Here is a 15,067-nt window from a genome sequence, read left to right on the forward strand (position 1 = left end):
AATGATCGCGATCTGGGCCCAGGTACTCCCGCAGCTCTAGGCGCGGGCCAGGTTGGGGAAAAGCAGGACGACGCGGCCGATCGGCCGCTCCGGCGTGGACTCTGGCAGCGTGACGCCCCACCATTGTGAGGCGAGTCGGCCGGGCGAGTGCAGGATGCCTCCGGTGCCGGCGACCGCTCCATCCCATCTGCAAGAGGCCGTCACGCGACCATGCCGAGCGCCGGATTTGTCCACCTTCACGTTCACTCGGCCTATTCGCTGCTCAAGGGCTCGATCAAGATCGCCAAGCTCGCCGAGCTAGCGAAGAAAGATCATCAGCCGGCGCTGGCGCTGACCGACACCGACAACATGTTCGGTGCGCTGGAGTTCTCCGACAAGATGGCGGGCTCCGGTATCCAGCCGATCGTCGGCTGCGAGATCGCGATCGAGTTCGGCGACCAGGATCCCAATGCGCGCAACGTGCTTTTGCCCTCGCGCGTGGTGCTGCTGGCCGCGCAGGAGCGCGGCTACCGCAGCCTGATGCGACTGAACTCGCGTGCGTTCCTGGAGACGCCCGACACTCATGCTCCCCACATCAAGTTCGACTGGCTCGAAGGCGAGACCGAAGGCCTGATCGCGCTGACGGGCGGTCCGGACGGGCCGATCTCGCTGGCGCTTGCCGGCGGCTATACCGAGCTCGCGGCGGCGCGCTGCGAGCGTCTGGCCAGCCTGTTCGGGGACCGCCTCTACATCGAATTGCAGCGCCACAACACCGAGAAAGAGCGGCGGGTCGAAAGCCACCTGATCGACATCGCCTACACCAAGGGCCTGCCGCTGGTTGCGACCAACGAGCCGTATTTCGCGGCGACCGACGATTACGAAGCTCATGACGCGCTGCTCTGCATCGCCGGCGGGCGGCTGATCGCGGAGACCGAGCGCGAGCAGCTCACGCCCGATCACCGCTTCAAGACCCGCGCCGAGATGGCGGTGCTGTTCGCCGACATTCCGGAGGCGCTGGCCTCGACGGTCGAGATCGCCGAGCGCTGCTCGTTCCGGCCGATGACGCGCAAGCCGATCCTGCCGTTCTTCACGGTCGGCGCTGCCGCAAGCTCCGATGCCGCCTCGGTCGAGGCGGCCGAATTGAAGCGGCAGGCGGAGGAGGGGCTCGCCAACCGCCTGCGCGTGCACGGCCTGTCGCAAGGCACGACGGAAGAAGATTACAGCGCGCGCCTTGCGTTCGAGCTCGACGTCATCATGCGCATGAAGTACGCGGGCTACTTCCTGATCGTCTCCGACTTCATCAAATGGGCCAAGGGAGAGGGCATCCCGGTCGGGCCGGGCCGCGGCTCCGGCGCAGGCTCGCTGGTTGCGTGGGCGCTCACCATCACCGACCTCGACCCAATCAAGTTCGGCCTGCTGTTCGAGCGCTTCCTCAATCCGGAACGCGTCTCGATGCCGGACTTCGACATCGACTTCTGCCAGGATCGCCGCGGCGAGGTGATCAAGTACGTCCAGGAGCGCTACGGTCGCGACCAGGTGGCGCAGATCATCACCTTCGGTACGCTGCAGGCGCGCGGCGTGCTCCGCGACGTCGGCCGCGTGCTGCAAATGCCCTATGGCCAGGTCGACAAGCTGACCAAGCTCGTGCCGCAGAATCCGGCCGCGCCGGTGACGCTGGCCGCCGCGATCGAGAGCGAGCCGAAGCTCCAGGCGTTCCGCGACGAGGACCCGGTGGTGGCGCGCGCCTTCGACATCGCCCAGCGCCTCGAAGGCCTGACCCGTCACGCCTCGACGCACGCGGCGGGCATCGTGATCGGCGATCGCCCACTGAGCGAACTCGTGCCGATGTATCGCGATCCCAAATCCGACATGCCGGTGACCCAGTTCAACATGAAATGGGTCGAGCCGGCGGGCCTAGTGAAGTTCGACTTCCTCGGCCTGAAGACGCTGACCGTGCTCGACGTCGCGTGCAAACTGCTCAAGCCGCGCGACATCCATGTCGATCTCGCCACGCTGCCGATCGACGATGCCGAAAGCTACCAGATGCTGGCGCGCGGCGAGGTGGTCGGCGTGTTCCAGGTTGAAAGCCAGGGCATGCGGCGCGCGCTGGTCGACATGCGCCCCGACCGTTTCGAGGACATCATCGCGCTGGTCGCGCTCTATCGACCGGGCCCGATGGCGAACATCCCGACCTATTGCGCGCGCAAGCACGGCGACGAGGAGCCGGAATATCTCCACCCCGTGCTGGAGCCGATTCTCAAGGAGACCTTCGGCGTCATCATCTACCAGGAACAGGTGATGCAGATCGCGCAGGTGATGTCGGGCTATTCGCTCGGCGACGCCGACCTGCTGCGCCGCGCCATGGGCAAGAAGATCCGCGCCGAGATGGAGAAGCAGCGCGAGATCTTCGTCGCAGGCGCAGTGAAAAACGGCGTGCCGAAGGGGCAGGCCGACACCATCTTCGAGCTGCTGGCAAAATTCGCCGACTACGGCTTCAACAAGAGCCACGCGGCGGCCTATGCGCTGGTGTCCTACCACACCGCCTACATGAAGGCGCATTACCCGGTGGAGTTCATCGCGGCGTCGATGACGCTCGATCTCAACAATACCGACAAGCTGTCCGAATTCCGCGCCGAGGCGCAGCGCCTCGGCATCAAGGTCGAGCCGCCCAACGTCAACCGTTCCGGCGCGACTTTCGAGGTCGGCGACAAGACCATCTACTACGCGCTCGCGGCGCTGAAGGGCGTCGGCATCGCGGCCGTCGAGCAGATCATCGCGGAGCGGACCAAAAACGGCTTGTTCACCTCGCTCGCCGACTTCGCCGCGCGGGTGTCGCCGCGCGCGATCAACAAGCGCATCATCGAAAGCCTGGCCGCCGCGGGCGCCTTCGACACCCTGGAGCCGAACAGGGCGCGGGTCTTCGCCGGCGCAGATTCGATTCTCGCGGCATGCCAGCGGGCGAACGAAGCTGCGACCATCGGCCAGAACGACATGTTCGGCAGCTCGGCCGACGCGCCGACCATCATGCTGCCGCAGATCGAGCCCTGGTTGCCGGCCGAGCGGCTGCGCCGCGAATATGACGCGATCGGCTTCTTCCTGTCGGGACATCCGCTCGACGATTACGCCACCGTGCTGAAGCGGCTGCGCGTGCAGTCCTGGGCCGAGTTCTCGCGCGCGGTGAAGACCGGCGCCACCGCCGGCAAGGTCGCTGCCACCGTGGTGTCGCGGATGGAGCGGCGCACCAAGACCGGCAACAAGATGGGCATCATGGGGCTCTCTGATCCCACGGGTCACTTCGAGGCGGTGCTGTTCTCCGAAGGCCTCGCACAATATCGCGACGTGCTGGAGCCGGGCGCCGCGGTGCTGCTCCAGCTCGGCGCCGAGCTCCAGGGCGAGGATGTCCGCGCGCGCGTGCTGCACGCCGAGCCGCTGGACGAGGCCGCGGCCAAGACGCAGAAGGGCCTGCGCATCTTCGTGCGCGATACCAAGCCCCTGGACTCGATCGCCAAGCGTCTCGCCGGCCCCGACATGGCCGCTTCGAACGGCGCCGCGCCGAAGGTCGGCAGTCCGGGCACCGCGCCGCGCTCCAACGGCGACGGCGAGGTCTCGCTGGTCATGATGCTCGACCTCGAGACCGAGGTCGAGATGAAGCTGCCCGGCCGCTTCAAGGTCTCGCCGCAGATCGCCGGCGCCATCAAGGCAGTCGCTGGCGTCGTGGACGTGCAGCAGCTCTGATCGAGGGGGCGGCGCTGAAGTCGTGCGTGCTCCCTGCGGATGTTGTGGTTTCGTCACGTCATTGCGGCTATGATCGCGGCGATGCCATCGTCCACCTCGCCGGGAGGAAACGCGACATGTGCGACAAATGCTCTGAAGCTCTGCAGGGAAACACGGGGCCGTCGCGACGATCCGCGATGTTGTTTGGTGCCTCGGCGCTCGGCCTCGCGCTGACCGGCAGAGCCTTTGCCAAGGAGACCAAGGCGCCGCCCAAGCCGCAGAACGTGCTGTCGCCCGACGCATCATTGAAGCGCCTGACGGAAGGCAATGCGCGCTATGTCGACGGCGTGTCGCGGCGGCACGATTTCAAGCACGAGCGCGAGGCGTTGGCCGGCGGACAGAATCCGTTCGCGGCCGTGCTGAGCTGTGCCGATTCGCGCATCGCGCCGGAATATGCCTTCGACACCGGCCGCGGCGATCTGTTCGTTTGCCGCGTCGCAGGAAATTTTGCCGGCACCGAAACCATCGCCAGCATGGAATACGCGGTGGCCGTGCTAAACGCACCGCTGATTCTGGTGCTGGGCCATGACAGTTGCGGCGCGGTGGATGCGACGCTGAAGGCGATCAAGGACAACAAGCCGCCGCCGGGCCATATTCCCTCGCTGGTCGATGCGATCGCGCCCGCAGCGAAGGCTGCGATGCAGCAGGGTGGGGACGTCCTCGACAAGGCGATCCGGCAGAACGTCATCGACAATGTCGCGAAGCTCAAGTCGGCAGCGCCGATCCTCAATGCGGCCGTGGAGCAGGGTAAGCTGAAGGTCGTCGGCGGCATCTATCGGCTCACGACGGGAACGGTGGACCTGATCGCGCAGATCTGACGAGACGGACCGTCTCGCCCGGTTCGTTGTCGCGAGGCTGACGCAGGCGCCTGGCCTTGATGCCGGGTGCCATGCCACCGCCTCAATCCAAGCCTTCGTTATTTGGAAGCCTTTCGTTCAAGTGCCATTCAGCTGGCCGCGCGTCTGATGCGTGGCGGCACCTCAACAACAAAAACGGGCAAGCAAGCCATGCGTGGGACGCTCAGAGCCTTCATTTGCCTTCTCCTGCCGATCGCGGTCCTGGCCGCCGGCGTGCCGGATCCGGCGCGTGCGCAGCAGCAGGAAAAGCGTATCGCACTCGTGGTCGGCAACGGCGCCTATGCCAAGTCGCCGCTGGCGACGACGGCAAACGATGCCGGCCTGATCGCGCAGACGCTGCAGGCGGCGGGCTTCGACGTCGTCGGCGCCCGCGATCTCGACGGCGACACGCTGCGCAAGAGCTTTCGCGATTTCATCCAGAAGGCGCAGGCCTCCGGACCGGGCACCGTCGCGATGGTCTATCTCGCCGGCTATGGCGTGCAACTCGCCGGTGAGAACTACTTCATCCCGGTCGATTCCAACATCACCCGCGACACCGACATTCCGACGGAAGGCCTGCGCATCGGCGACTATCTCCGCCAGCTCGCTTCCGTTCCGCTCAAGGCCAACATCATCGTGCTCGACGCAGCGCGGGCGCAGCCCTTCGTGGAGGGCGGCCAGCAGATCGCGGGCGGACTTGCGCTGGTCGAGCCCGACGCCAACATGCTGATCGCGTTCAACGCCGCGCCCGGCACGGTGGCGCCCGAGGAGCCCGGACCTTACGGCATCTATGCGCAATCGCTGGCGGAGATGATCCGCACCGGCGGACTGCCGCTGCCTGAGGTGTTCGACCGCGTTCGCCTGCGCGTCAACGAGGCCAGCAAGGGCGCGCAGGTGCCCTGGAACGAGCAGAAGATGTCGGCGCCATTCTCTTTCTTCGAGCGCGGACCTGACGCGCCGCCGCCGGAGGCCGCGCCCGACCAGGTCGCCGCGATCCGCAACAAGCCGATCCGCGATCTCGGCGTGCAGGATGCCTATGCAGCCGCGCTCACGCGCGACACACTACCTGCGTACGAAGAGTTTCTCACCGCCTATCCCGGCGACCCGCTGTCGAAGCGCGTGATGGTGATCGTCGCGGCGCGCCGCGAGGCCATCACATGGCGGCGGACCTATCGCACCGACACGCCGGAAGCCTATTGGTCGTATCTGCGTCGCTATCCGCGTGGTCCGCATGCGGCGGATGCGCGCCGGCGCCTGGCGATCCTCACCGCGCCGCCCGAGCCGCCGCCGAGCTTTGCGATGATCGACTACGACGTGCCGCCACCGCCGCCGGAGGAGGTGGTCTATGTCGACCGTCCCGTGCTGTATTTCAGCGATCCGGATTTTGGTTTCGCGCCGCCTCCGCCGCCACCGGTCTACTATCTGCCGCCGCCGCCGCCGGATTTCGTCGTGCTGTCGCCGCCGATGCCGGTGATCGGCCTCTTCGTGCTGCCGCAGCCGATGTTCGTGCCGATTCCTGTATTTGTCAGGCCGCCGGTCTATGTCGCACCGCCGCCGAACAATATCATCTATCAGAACATCCATAACAGGACGGTCATCAACACGGTGATCAACCAGCCGCCGGCACCGCCGGTGGGGGCGGGTGCCGGACCGGGCAATCTCACGCCGGCCATTGCCGGGCGCACCAATCCGGCTGGTCCAGCCATGCCGCAGGCGGCCGTGCAGCGCGCCACCCTGATCCAGCAGGGCAAGGCGCCGATGCCCCCGAGCGCGACGATGCAGCCGACGGCGAGGCCAGGAACGCCTCCGGCGCGGCCGGCCAATGTCGCGCCGACCGGTACGCCGCCTACCACTCCGCCTGCCAGTCCATCTGCCACTCCGCCGGCCAAGCTGCCCCAAGCCAACACGCTGCCGGTTCCCGGCACCCATGGCGGCCCACCTGCACCGCCAGCGGGAGCCGGGCCATTGCCGGGCGGCAGACCCGGGCAGCCGACGGCCACCGCACCCGGTGCACCGCCGCCGACCCGTCCGGGAGCGCCTGCGGGGGCGCCGACGACTGCTACTCCCGGCGCTCCGCCGGCTCATCCCGGTGCGCCGACCGCCGCCGCGCCGGCGACTGCGGCCACGCCGACAAACTCAGCCGCTGTGCCCGGCCAACTGCCGAAGCCGCCGGTGGCACAGGCCCCGCCCGGGACCGGACCTGGGGACCATGGCAAGTCCGCGACCCGCGAGCCCGCTGGTTCGCCGGCGGCTGCCCGCACGCCTCCTGGCGCAATTGGACGACCGGTCACGCCGCCGCCCTCGGCGGCGCGGGAGCCGATCAGGCCGCAGCATCAGCCGAGCGCTGCTCCCGCCCAGGCTGCCCGGCCGTCGGCACCACCACCGCGGCCTCAGGCCGTGGCGCGGCCGACGCCTCCGCCTCCGCCGCGTATTGCGCCGCCGCCACCGGCGCGGGTGGCTCCGCCCGTAGCGGTCGCTCGGCCGGCGCCGCCGCCAATGGCGCGACCCGCGCCGCCGCCGCCGGTCGCCCGGCCGGCGCCACCTCCGCCGTCCCGGATGGCCGTCGCGCCACCGCCGCCGCCGCGGCCGGCAGCACCGCCGCCAGCACCTCCGCCGCGTCCCGCGGCTCCGCCGCCGGCGGCAAAGAAGTGCCCGCCGAACCAGCCCAGATGCTAGGCAGGGGCTAGGCCGCCGCGCGGTCTTTAGGGAAGGGGGGCCTCTCGCGGGCGAAAGCCGCCCCGAAAGGCCCTTATTTCCTTGCTTCTGGCCGAAATCGCGCTATACACCGCGCCATCTCACACGGAAGCATGGCTCACAAGGCCGTCCGGTGGCAGCCGGGGCGACAACGCTCTGTTCTGCTCACACGCTTCCGGAGGAACCAACCGGAGAATTAGAACGATGGCACTACCCGATTTCACTATGCGTCAGCTCCTCGAAGCCGGCGTGCACTTTGGTCACCAGTCTCACCGCTGGAATCCGAAAATGGCGCCGTTCATTTTCGGCGCTCGCAACAACATCCACATCGTCGACCTCGCGCAGACCGTGCCGTTGCTGCACAACGCCTTGCAGGCGGTCAGCGACACCGTCGCCAAGGGCGGCCGCATCCTGTTCGTCGGCACCAAGCGCCAGGCGCAGGACGGCGTTGCCGACGCGGCCAAGCGCTGCGCTCAGTACTTCGTCAATTCGCGCTGGCTCGGCGGCACGCTGACCAACTGGAAGACGATCTCGGGCTCGATCAAGCGCCTGCGCCATCTCGACGACGTGCTCGCCGGCGGCGATGCCTCCTCCTACACCAAGAAGGAGCGCCTGACGCTTCAGCGCGAGCGCGACAAGCTCGACCGCTCGCTCGGCGGCATCAAGGACATGGGCGGTCTGCCCGACCTGATCTTCGTGATCGACACCAACAAGGAAGACATCGCGATCCAGGAAGCCCAGCGGCTCAACATCCCGGTCGCCGCGATCGTCGACACCAATTCGGATCCGAAGGGCATCACCTATGTGGTGCCGGGCAATGACGACGCCGGCCGCGCGATCGCGCTCTATTGCGATCTGATCGCGCGCGCTGCGATCGACGGCATTTCGCGCGCCCAGGGCGATTCCGGCATCGACGTCGGCGCTTCGGTTCGGCCGGTCGCAGAAGAGCTGCCCGCTGCCACGAGCGGCTTCCAGGGCCTCGCCGGTCCGCGCGGCACCTCCGACGACCTCAAGAAGCTCCCGGGCGTATCGGGCGCGATCGAGAAGAAGTTCAACGACCTCGGCATCTTCCACTTCTGGCAGCTGGCCGAGCTCGATCACGACACCGCGCACAAGATCGGCGAAGAAGTCGGCTTGCCGAGCCGCGCGGACGCCTGGGTGGCCAAGGCCAAGGCGCTGACCGCGGAAGCGGAATAGTCAAAAAGAGCGATGGGTTGGCCGGACAAGCTCCGGCCACCATTTCAGTTGACGCGAATTCCTGAGATGGACCGCGGCGAGGCGATCTGGCCGCGCCGCGGTAAACCGGCAGGCAAAAAGGATTTTGAACGATGGCAACGATCACAGCTGCGATGGTCAAGGACCTGCGCGAGTCGACCGGCGCAGGCATGATGGACTGCAAGGCCGCGCTGACCGAAAATGACGGCAACCTGGAAGCGGCGCAGGATTGGCTGCGCAAGAAGGGCCTGTCGAAGGCTGCCAAAAAGTCGGGCCGCGTCGCCGCCGAGGGTCTGATCGGCGCGCTCACCAAGGGCAACAAGGGCGTCGTGGTCGAGGTCAATTCCGAGACCGACTTCGTCGCGCGCAACGGCCAGTTTCAGGGCCTCGTCAAGATGATCGCCCAGGTCGCATTCAACGTCGGCGCCGATGTCGAGAAGATCAAGGCCGCCAAGGTCGGCGACGTCACGATCGAAACCGCGATCAATGACGCGATCGCCACCATCGGCGAGAACATGACGCTGCGCCGCGCAGCTTCGCTCGAAGTCAGCCAGGGCGTGGTGTCGAGCTACGTCCACGGCGCGGTCGTCGAGGGCGCCGGCAAAATGGGCGTGATCGTGGCGCTGGAATCGCCGGGCAAGGCCGACGAGCTCGCAACGCTTGGCCGCCAGATTGCGATGCATGTCGCGGCCGCCAACCCGCTGGCGCTCGATCCGTCCGGTCTCGATCCGGCGGTCGTCAAGCGCGAGAAGGACGTGCTCGCCGACAAATATCGCCAGCAGGGCAAGCCCGAGAACGTGATCGAGAAGATCGTCGAGTCCGGCCTGAAGACCTATTACAAGGAAGTCTGCCTGCTCGAGCAGGCCTTCATCCACGACACCGGCAAGTCGGTGGCGCAGGCGGTGAAGGAAGCCGAAGGCAAGGTCGGCGGCGCGGTGAAGATCGCGGGCTTTGTGCGCTATGCTCTCGGTGAGGGAATCGAGAAGCAGGAAAGCGACTTCGCGGCCGAGGTCGCGGCGGCCAGCGGCAAGAAGTAAGCGCCGGAACGTTCCTTCCGGCGTGCCGCCGGAAGCGGCGCCCGGACAAGGAAAGTGCTCATGACTGATCCGGTCTATCGTCGCGTCGTGATCAAGCTGTCCGGCGAATATCTCGCGGGACCGCAGGGTTTTGGCATCGATCAACCGACCATCGACCGGGTCGCCGACGATCTGATCGCAGCCCGCCATCTCGGCACCGAAGTCGCCGTCGTGATCGGCGGCGGCAATCTCTTTCGCGGTGTCGAGGTCTCCTCGCGCGGCGTGTCGCGCCCGACCGGCGACACCATGGGCATGCTCGCTACGATGATGAACTGCCTCGCGCTCGAAGCCACGATCGAGCGCAAGGGCACGCCTGCGCGCACACTGTCGGCCTTCGTCATGCCCGAGATTTCCGAGCTGTTCACCCGCACCGCGGCGCACAAATACCTCGCCGAGGGTCGGATCGTGCTGCTGGGCGGCGGAACCGGTAATCCGTTCTTCACCACCGACACGACTGCGGTGCTGCGTGCCGCCGAGATCGGCGCCCAGGCGGTGCTGAAGGCGACCAATGTCGACGGCGTTTACTCGGCCGACCCGAAGAAGGACCCGACGGCGACGCGATTCGACCGTCTGACGCATTCGCAGGCGATCGAGGGCGGCTACAAGGTGATGGATGCGACCGCCTTCGCGCTTGCCCGCGAGACGTCGCTGCCTATCATCGTGTTCTCGATTGCGGAGCCGGGTTCGATCGGCGCTGTACTGCGTGGCGGCGGCCACGGAACCATTGTCGCCGGCTGACGGCTTGTCGTTGCGCCCTTTAGGAAGGGTGCGGAGAGGTCGCCGGGATTTTGAAGGAGAAACGTGATGGCCACGGACAATTTCGATCTCAACGAAGTCAAGCGCCGCATGCAGGGTGCGATCCAGTCGCTCAAGCACGAGCTTGGCGGCCTGCGCACCGGTCGCGCCTCTGCCTCGATGCTCGATCCGGTGCAGGTCGACGCGTATGGCAGCCACATGCCGCTGAACCAGCTCGCCACCGTCAGCGTGCCGGAGCCGCGCCTGATTTCGGTGCAGGTCTGGGACAAGTCGATGGTCAAGGCAGTGGAGAAGGCGATCGTCGATTCCAATCTCGGCCTGTCGCCGACGACTGAAGGCCAGGTGCTGCGCCTGCGCATCCCCGAGCTCAACGAGGAGCGTCGCAAGGAGCTCGTCAAGGTCGCGCACAAATACGCGGAAGCCGCCAAGGTCGCCGCGCGCCATGTTCGCCGCGACGGTCTCGACGTTCTCAAGAAGCTCGAGAAGAATCACGAGATGTCCGAGGACGATCAGAAGCGCCATGCCGACGAGGTGCAGAAGGCGACCGACGGCACGATCTCCGAGATCGACCAGTTGCTGGCCGCCAAGGAAAAAGAAATCCTCACCGTCTAAAGCGCGATGGATCGCGCTTTAGGTTATTGTTCGCGCATGATCTTTTCGGAAAACCGCTTCGCATTCTTCCGGATCATGCTTTAAGGCAGCCTCATGTCCAACGCCGCCGCGCCCGCAACGGAAGGACCCGATCGGTCCGATGCGCCTGCGCATGTCGCCATCATCATGGATGGCAACGGGCGTTGGGCGGCCGCGCGCGGCTTGCCACGGGCGGAAGGCCATCGCCGCGGCGTGGAGGCCCTGCGCCGCGTGGTTCGCGCGTCGCATGAGCTTGGCATCCGCTATCTCACCATCTTCTCCTTCAGTTCGGAAAACTGGTCACGCCCGGCGAGCGAGATCGGCGATCTCTTTGGCCTGTTGCGCCGCTTCATCCGCAATGATCTGGCGAGCCTGCATCGCGACGGCGTCAGGGTGCGCATCATCGGCGAGCGGGACGGACTTGAGGGCGACATCTGCGCACTTCTCAACGAGGCGGAGGAACTGACGCGCGATAACACGCGGCTCACGCTCGTCGTCGCCTTCAATTACGGCTCGCGGCAGGAGATCGCGAAGGCGGCGCAGAAGCTCGCGCGCGAAGTCGCCGAGGGCCGGCGCAATCCTGATACGATCGACGCCGAGACACTGGGCGCTCATCTCGACGCGCCCGACATTCCCGATCCCGATCTCATCATCCGCACCAGTGGCGAGCAGCGTCTGTCCAACTTCCTGATGTGGCAGGCCGCCTATAGCGAGCTTGTCTTCGTGCCGATTCACTGGCCCGATTTCGACAAGGCGGCGCTGGAAGGCGCAATCGCCGAATTCGCCAGGCGCGAGCGCCGTTTCGGCGGCCTGGTCGCGAAAACCGCCTCGTGAGCGAACCCGACTCCGCACCGGCCGGCTCTCAGCCTGCCCCGAGCAATCTCGTGATGCGAATTCTCGCAGCGTTGGTGCTGGCGCCGCTCGCCATTGCGCTCGCTTATGCCGGCGGCTGGCTCTGGGCGCTGCTCGTCACCCTGGTGTCGATCGGACTGTTCGCGGAATGGCTGATGGTGGTGGGCGCAGGCTCGACCGCGCTGACCGGGGCGGGGACTATCGTCATCGCCACGATGGGCTTATCCGTCGCCTTTGGCGCGCTGAAGACCGCAATCATCACCGGCCTGATGGGCGGTGCGATCGTGACGGTGATCGCGCGAGGCAAGTTCGTCTGGGCGGCTTCCGGATTCGCCTATGCATCGGCAGCGCTGCTCGCCTCGATCCTGCTGCGGAAGGATCTCGTGAACGGCTTCACCGCGCTGATGTTCGTGCTGCTCGTGGTGTGGGCAACCGATATCGGCGGCTATTTCGCTGGCCGCGGCATCGGCGGACCGAAGCTGTGGCCGCGCGTCAGCCCCAAGAAGACCTGGGCAGGAGCGCTCGGCGGCTTTGCCGCGAGCCTTTTGGTCGCGGCCGGCTTTGCCGCTTGCGGGATCGGAAAGTTGGCTCCATTGCTGCTCGTGGCCGCGGTCCTCTCGGTCGTGTCGGCCTGCGGCGATCTGTTCGAATCCGCGGTCAAGCGGCGCTTCGATGTCAAGGATTCCAGTCACTTAATTCCCGGCCACGGCGGGCTATTGGACCGTCTGGACGGTTTTGTCGCTGCCATCCTGGTGGCATGGATTATCGGCTTCCTCCGCCATGGTGTGCATAGCGCCGGAAGCGGTCTTATGGTTTGGTGAACATATGAGCGCGGTTCCATTGCGTAACAACAAGGCTGCGGCGTCGACCGTCCGCAGCGTCACGGTTCTCGGCGCCACCGGCTCGATCGGCGACAGCACGATGGATCTGCTGCGCGCCACTCCGGAGCGCTACCGTGTCGAGGCATTGACGGCGAACAGCAATGTCGAGGCGCTGGCAAAGCTCGCGAAAGAGTTTTCCGCGCGCTACGTCGCGATCGCCGACACCTCCAAGTTTGCCGAGCTCAAGGCTGCGCTCGCGGGCACCGCCACTGAATGCGGCGCCGGCGAAAGCGCGGTGATCGAGGCTGGCGCGCGTCCGGCCGAGTGGGTGATGGCCGCCGTGAGTGGCGCGGCCGGGCTGAAGCCGGCACTGGCGGCGGTCGATCGCGGCGCGCATGTCGCGCTCGCCAACAAGGAATGTCTCGTCTGCGCCGGCGATTTCTTCATGCAGCGCGCGGCGAAAGCGGGCGCCTGCATCCTGCCTGCGGATTCCGAGCACAACGCGCTGTTTCAGGCGCTTGGCTCTGGCAATCGCGACGAGCTCGTCCGTGTCATCATCACGGCCTCCGGCGGCCCGTTCCGGACCTGGAAGCCTGCCGACATCGAGCAGGCGACACTCGCGCAAGCCTTGAAGCATCCGAACTGGAGCATGGGCCAGAAGATCACGATCGATTCCGCCTCGATGATGAACAAGGGGCTTGAGGTGATCGAGGCTTCCTATCTGTTCGCTCTGAGTCCGGACGAGATCGACGTCCTCGTACATCCGCAGTCGATCATCCACGGCATGGTCGAGTTCTCCGATCGCTCGGTCGTGGCCCAGCTCGGCTCACCCGACATGCGCACGCCGATCGCGCATTGCCTCGGCTGGCCCGACCGCATCAAGGGGCCGGCCGCCAAGCTGGATCTGGCCAAGATTGGCCAGTTGACCTTCGAGGCGCCGGATTTCGAGCGCTTCCCCGGGCTGCGCCTCGCCTTCGATTCGCTCCGGACCGGGAAGGGGGCGACCACGGTCTACAACGCCGCCAACGAGGTCGCGGTCGCCGCCTTCATCGCCGGCAAGATCCGGTTCGGGGCGATTGCCCGGCTGGTGGAGGCGACGCTGGACGACTGGATCCGCAGCGGGAACCAAGCCCCGCTGACGTCAGCGGACGATGCAATCGCCGTTGACCATGTTGCGCGAAATAGGGCTGCCGCCCTATTGCCTCAAATTGCCTTAAAGGCATCCTAGATGGTTCGGGGCCAGGGCCTTGCGGCGCTGGATGAGGGAATTCGATGATCGACTTTTTCGTCCATAGTTTCAATACGTTGAGCCATGGGCTCCTCGGCTACGCGGTTCCCTTCCTGTTCGTCCTGACCATCGTCGTGTTCTTCCATGAGCTCGGCCATTTTCTGGTCGCGCGCTGGGCGGGCGTTCGCGTGTTAACTTTTTCGCTCGGTTTCGGACCTGAGCTGGTCGGCTTCAACGACCGCCATGGCACCCGCTGGAAGATCTCGGCGATCCCGCTCGGCGGCTACGTCAAGTTCTTCGGCGATGAGAGCGAGGCTTCGACGCCATCGTCCGAGAAGCTTGCAGCCATGACGGCCGAGGAGCGCGCCGGCAGCTTCCATCACAAGAAGGTCGGCCCGCGCGCCGCCATCGTTGCCGCCGGACCGATCGCCAATTTCATCCTGGGCGCGCTGATCTTCGCCGGCATGGCGCTGTATTACGGCAAGCCAAGCACGATCGCACGCGTCGACGGTGTGGTCGCCGACGGCGCTGCGGCGGCAGCCGGCTTCAAGATTGGCGACGTCGTCGTCCAGATCGACGGCAAGCCGATCGAAAGCTTTGCCGATATGCAACGCATGGTTGCGATGAATGCCGGTTCGCCGCTTGCCTTCCAGGTCAAGAGGGACGACACCATCGTGTCGCTGACCGCGACGCCGGCGCTGCTCGAGCGCAAGGATCCCTTCGGCAACAGCCACCGTCTCGGCGTGCTCGGCATCGAGCACAAGTCTCAGGCCGGCGAGGCCTCGACGTCGCCGGTCGGCGTCGGCGAAGCACTCAAGATCGGGGTTGAACAGGTCTGGTTCATCATCACCAGTACCTTCAAGTTCCTGGGCTCGTTGTTCGTCGGGAACGGCAATCCGAACGAGGTCAGCGGCGTGCTTGGCATTGCCAAGATGTCGGGGCAGGCCGCCAGCGCCGGGTTCCAGTTCGTGATCAACCTCTGCGCGGTGCTGTCGGTGTCGATCGGCCTGTTGAATCTGTTTCCGATCCCGCTGCTCGATGGCGGTCACCTTATGTTCTACGCGGCGGAAGTGGCGCGGGGTCGACCCCTGTCCGAGCGGACTCAGGAGATGGGGTTCCGAATCGGACTCGGCTTGGTGCTGATGTTGATGGTGTTTGCCACCTATAACGACATCCTCCGGATGGCCTCATCCTGATAGGGGCTTT

At 66.1% G+C, this 15,067-nt stretch carries 11 protein-coding genes; all 11 read left to right on the forward strand.

The window, feature by feature from the left end; all coding sequences use genetic code 11:
* Nucleotides 1-210: 210 nt before the first annotated feature.
* Nucleotides 211-3,714 (forward strand): DNA polymerase III subunit alpha, encoded by a 3,504-nt coding sequence (dnaE, locus tag AC0L3P_RS02620; protein ID WP_473300899.1) that lies wholly within the window; start codon nucleotides 211-213, stop codon nucleotides 3,712-3,714.
* Nucleotides 3,715-3,830: 116 nt separating this feature from the next.
* The gene (locus AC0L3P_RS02625; protein WP_354209852.1) at nucleotides 3,831-4,571 is read left to right on the forward strand and encodes a carbonic anhydrase; all 741 of its coding nucleotides are present in this window, start codon (nucleotides 3,831-3,833) and stop codon (nucleotides 4,569-4,571) included.
* A 189-nt stretch (nucleotides 4,572-4,760) separates the two neighbouring features.
* Nucleotides 4,761-7,265 carry a caspase family protein gene (locus tag AC0L3P_RS02630; RefSeq protein ID WP_473300900.1) on the forward strand — a complete coding sequence of 835 codons (2,505 nt, stop codon included), beginning with the start codon at nucleotides 4,761-4,763 and terminating at the stop codon, nucleotides 7,263-7,265.
* Nucleotides 7,266-7,487: 222 nt separating this feature from the next.
* Nucleotides 7,488-8,480 (forward strand): 30S ribosomal protein S2, encoded by a 993-nt coding sequence (locus AC0L3P_RS02635; protein ID WP_007610895.1) that lies wholly within the window; start codon nucleotides 7,488-7,490, stop codon nucleotides 8,478-8,480.
* A gap of 131 nt (nucleotides 8,481-8,611) precedes the next feature.
* Nucleotides 8,612-9,535 carry a translation elongation factor Ts gene (tsf, locus tag AC0L3P_RS02640; RefSeq protein ID WP_275171273.1) on the forward strand — a complete coding sequence of 308 codons (924 nt, stop codon included), beginning with the start codon at nucleotides 8,612-8,614 and terminating at the stop codon, nucleotides 9,533-9,535.
* Between the two features lie 60 nt (nucleotides 9,536-9,595).
* The gene (gene pyrH, locus AC0L3P_RS02645; RefSeq protein WP_018455040.1) at nucleotides 9,596-10,312 is read left to right on the forward strand and encodes a UMP kinase; all 717 of its coding nucleotides are present in this window, start codon (nucleotides 9,596-9,598) and stop codon (nucleotides 10,310-10,312) included.
* Between the two features lie 66 nt (nucleotides 10,313-10,378).
* The gene (gene frr / locus AC0L3P_RS02650; RefSeq protein ID WP_473300901.1) at nucleotides 10,379-10,942 is read left to right on the forward strand and encodes a ribosome recycling factor; all 564 of its coding nucleotides are present in this window, start codon (nucleotides 10,379-10,381) and stop codon (nucleotides 10,940-10,942) included.
* 93 nt (nucleotides 10,943-11,035) lie between these two features.
* Nucleotides 11,036-11,794, forward strand: a complete 759-nt coding sequence (locus AC0L3P_RS02655; protein WP_275171272.1) for an isoprenyl transferase — start codon at nucleotides 11,036-11,038, stop codon at nucleotides 11,792-11,794.
* Nucleotides 11,791-12,633 carry a phosphatidate cytidylyltransferase gene (locus AC0L3P_RS02660; RefSeq protein ID WP_473300902.1) on the forward strand — a complete coding sequence of 281 codons (843 nt, stop codon included), beginning with the start codon at nucleotides 11,791-11,793 and terminating at the stop codon, nucleotides 12,631-12,633. The genes AC0L3P_RS02655 and AC0L3P_RS02660 overlap by 4 nt, the downstream gene beginning before the upstream one ends.
* A 4-nt stretch (nucleotides 12,634-12,637) precedes the next feature.
* Entirely contained in the window at nucleotides 12,638-13,861 is a 1,224-nt protein-coding gene (dxr, locus tag AC0L3P_RS02665; protein WP_275171270.1) for a 1-deoxy-D-xylulose-5-phosphate reductoisomerase, read from the forward strand.
* A 44-nt stretch (nucleotides 13,862-13,905) separates the two neighbouring features.
* Nucleotides 13,906-15,057, forward strand: a complete 1,152-nt coding sequence (gene rseP / locus AC0L3P_RS02670) for an RIP metalloprotease RseP (protein WP_473300903.1) — start codon at nucleotides 13,906-13,908, stop codon at nucleotides 15,055-15,057.
* Nucleotides 15,058-15,067: the final 10 nt, after the last annotated feature.

This window comes from Bradyrhizobium sp. WSM4874 (genome assembly GCF_055811835.1).

Bases quoted from the DNA above. Each gene is read 5' to 3' on its own strand.
- frr (WP_473300901.1), top strand. From the start codon at position 10,379: ATGGCCACGGACAATTTCGATCTCAACGAAGTCAAGCGCCGCATGCAG.
- AC0L3P_RS02655 (WP_275171272.1), top strand. From the start codon at position 11,036: ATGTCCAACGCCGCCGCGCCCGCAACGGAAGGACCCGATCGGTCCGAT.
- AC0L3P_RS02625 (WP_354209852.1), top strand. From the start codon at position 3,831: ATGTGCGACAAATGCTCTGAAGCTCTGCAGGGAAACACGGGGCCGTCG.
- AC0L3P_RS02635 (WP_007610895.1), top strand. From the start codon at position 7,488: ATGGCACTACCCGATTTCACTATGCGTCAGCTCCTCGAAGCCGGCGTG.
- AC0L3P_RS02630 (WP_473300900.1), top strand. From the start codon at position 4,761: ATGCGTGGGACGCTCAGAGCCTTCATTTGCCTTCTCCTGCCGATCGCG.
- rseP (WP_473300903.1), top strand. From the start codon at position 13,906: ATGATCGACTTTTTCGTCCATAGTTTCAATACGTTGAGCCATGGGCTC.
- dxr (WP_275171270.1), top strand. From the start codon at position 12,638: ATGAGCGCGGTTCCATTGCGTAACAACAAGGCTGCGGCGTCGACCGTC.
- tsf (WP_275171273.1), top strand. From the start codon at position 8,612: ATGGCAACGATCACAGCTGCGATGGTCAAGGACCTGCGCGAGTCGACC.
- dnaE (WP_473300899.1), top strand. From the start codon at position 211: ATGCCGAGCGCCGGATTTGTCCACCTTCACGTTCACTCGGCCTATTCG.
- pyrH (WP_018455040.1), top strand. From the start codon at position 9,596: ATGACTGATCCGGTCTATCGTCGCGTCGTGATCAAGCTGTCCGGCGAA.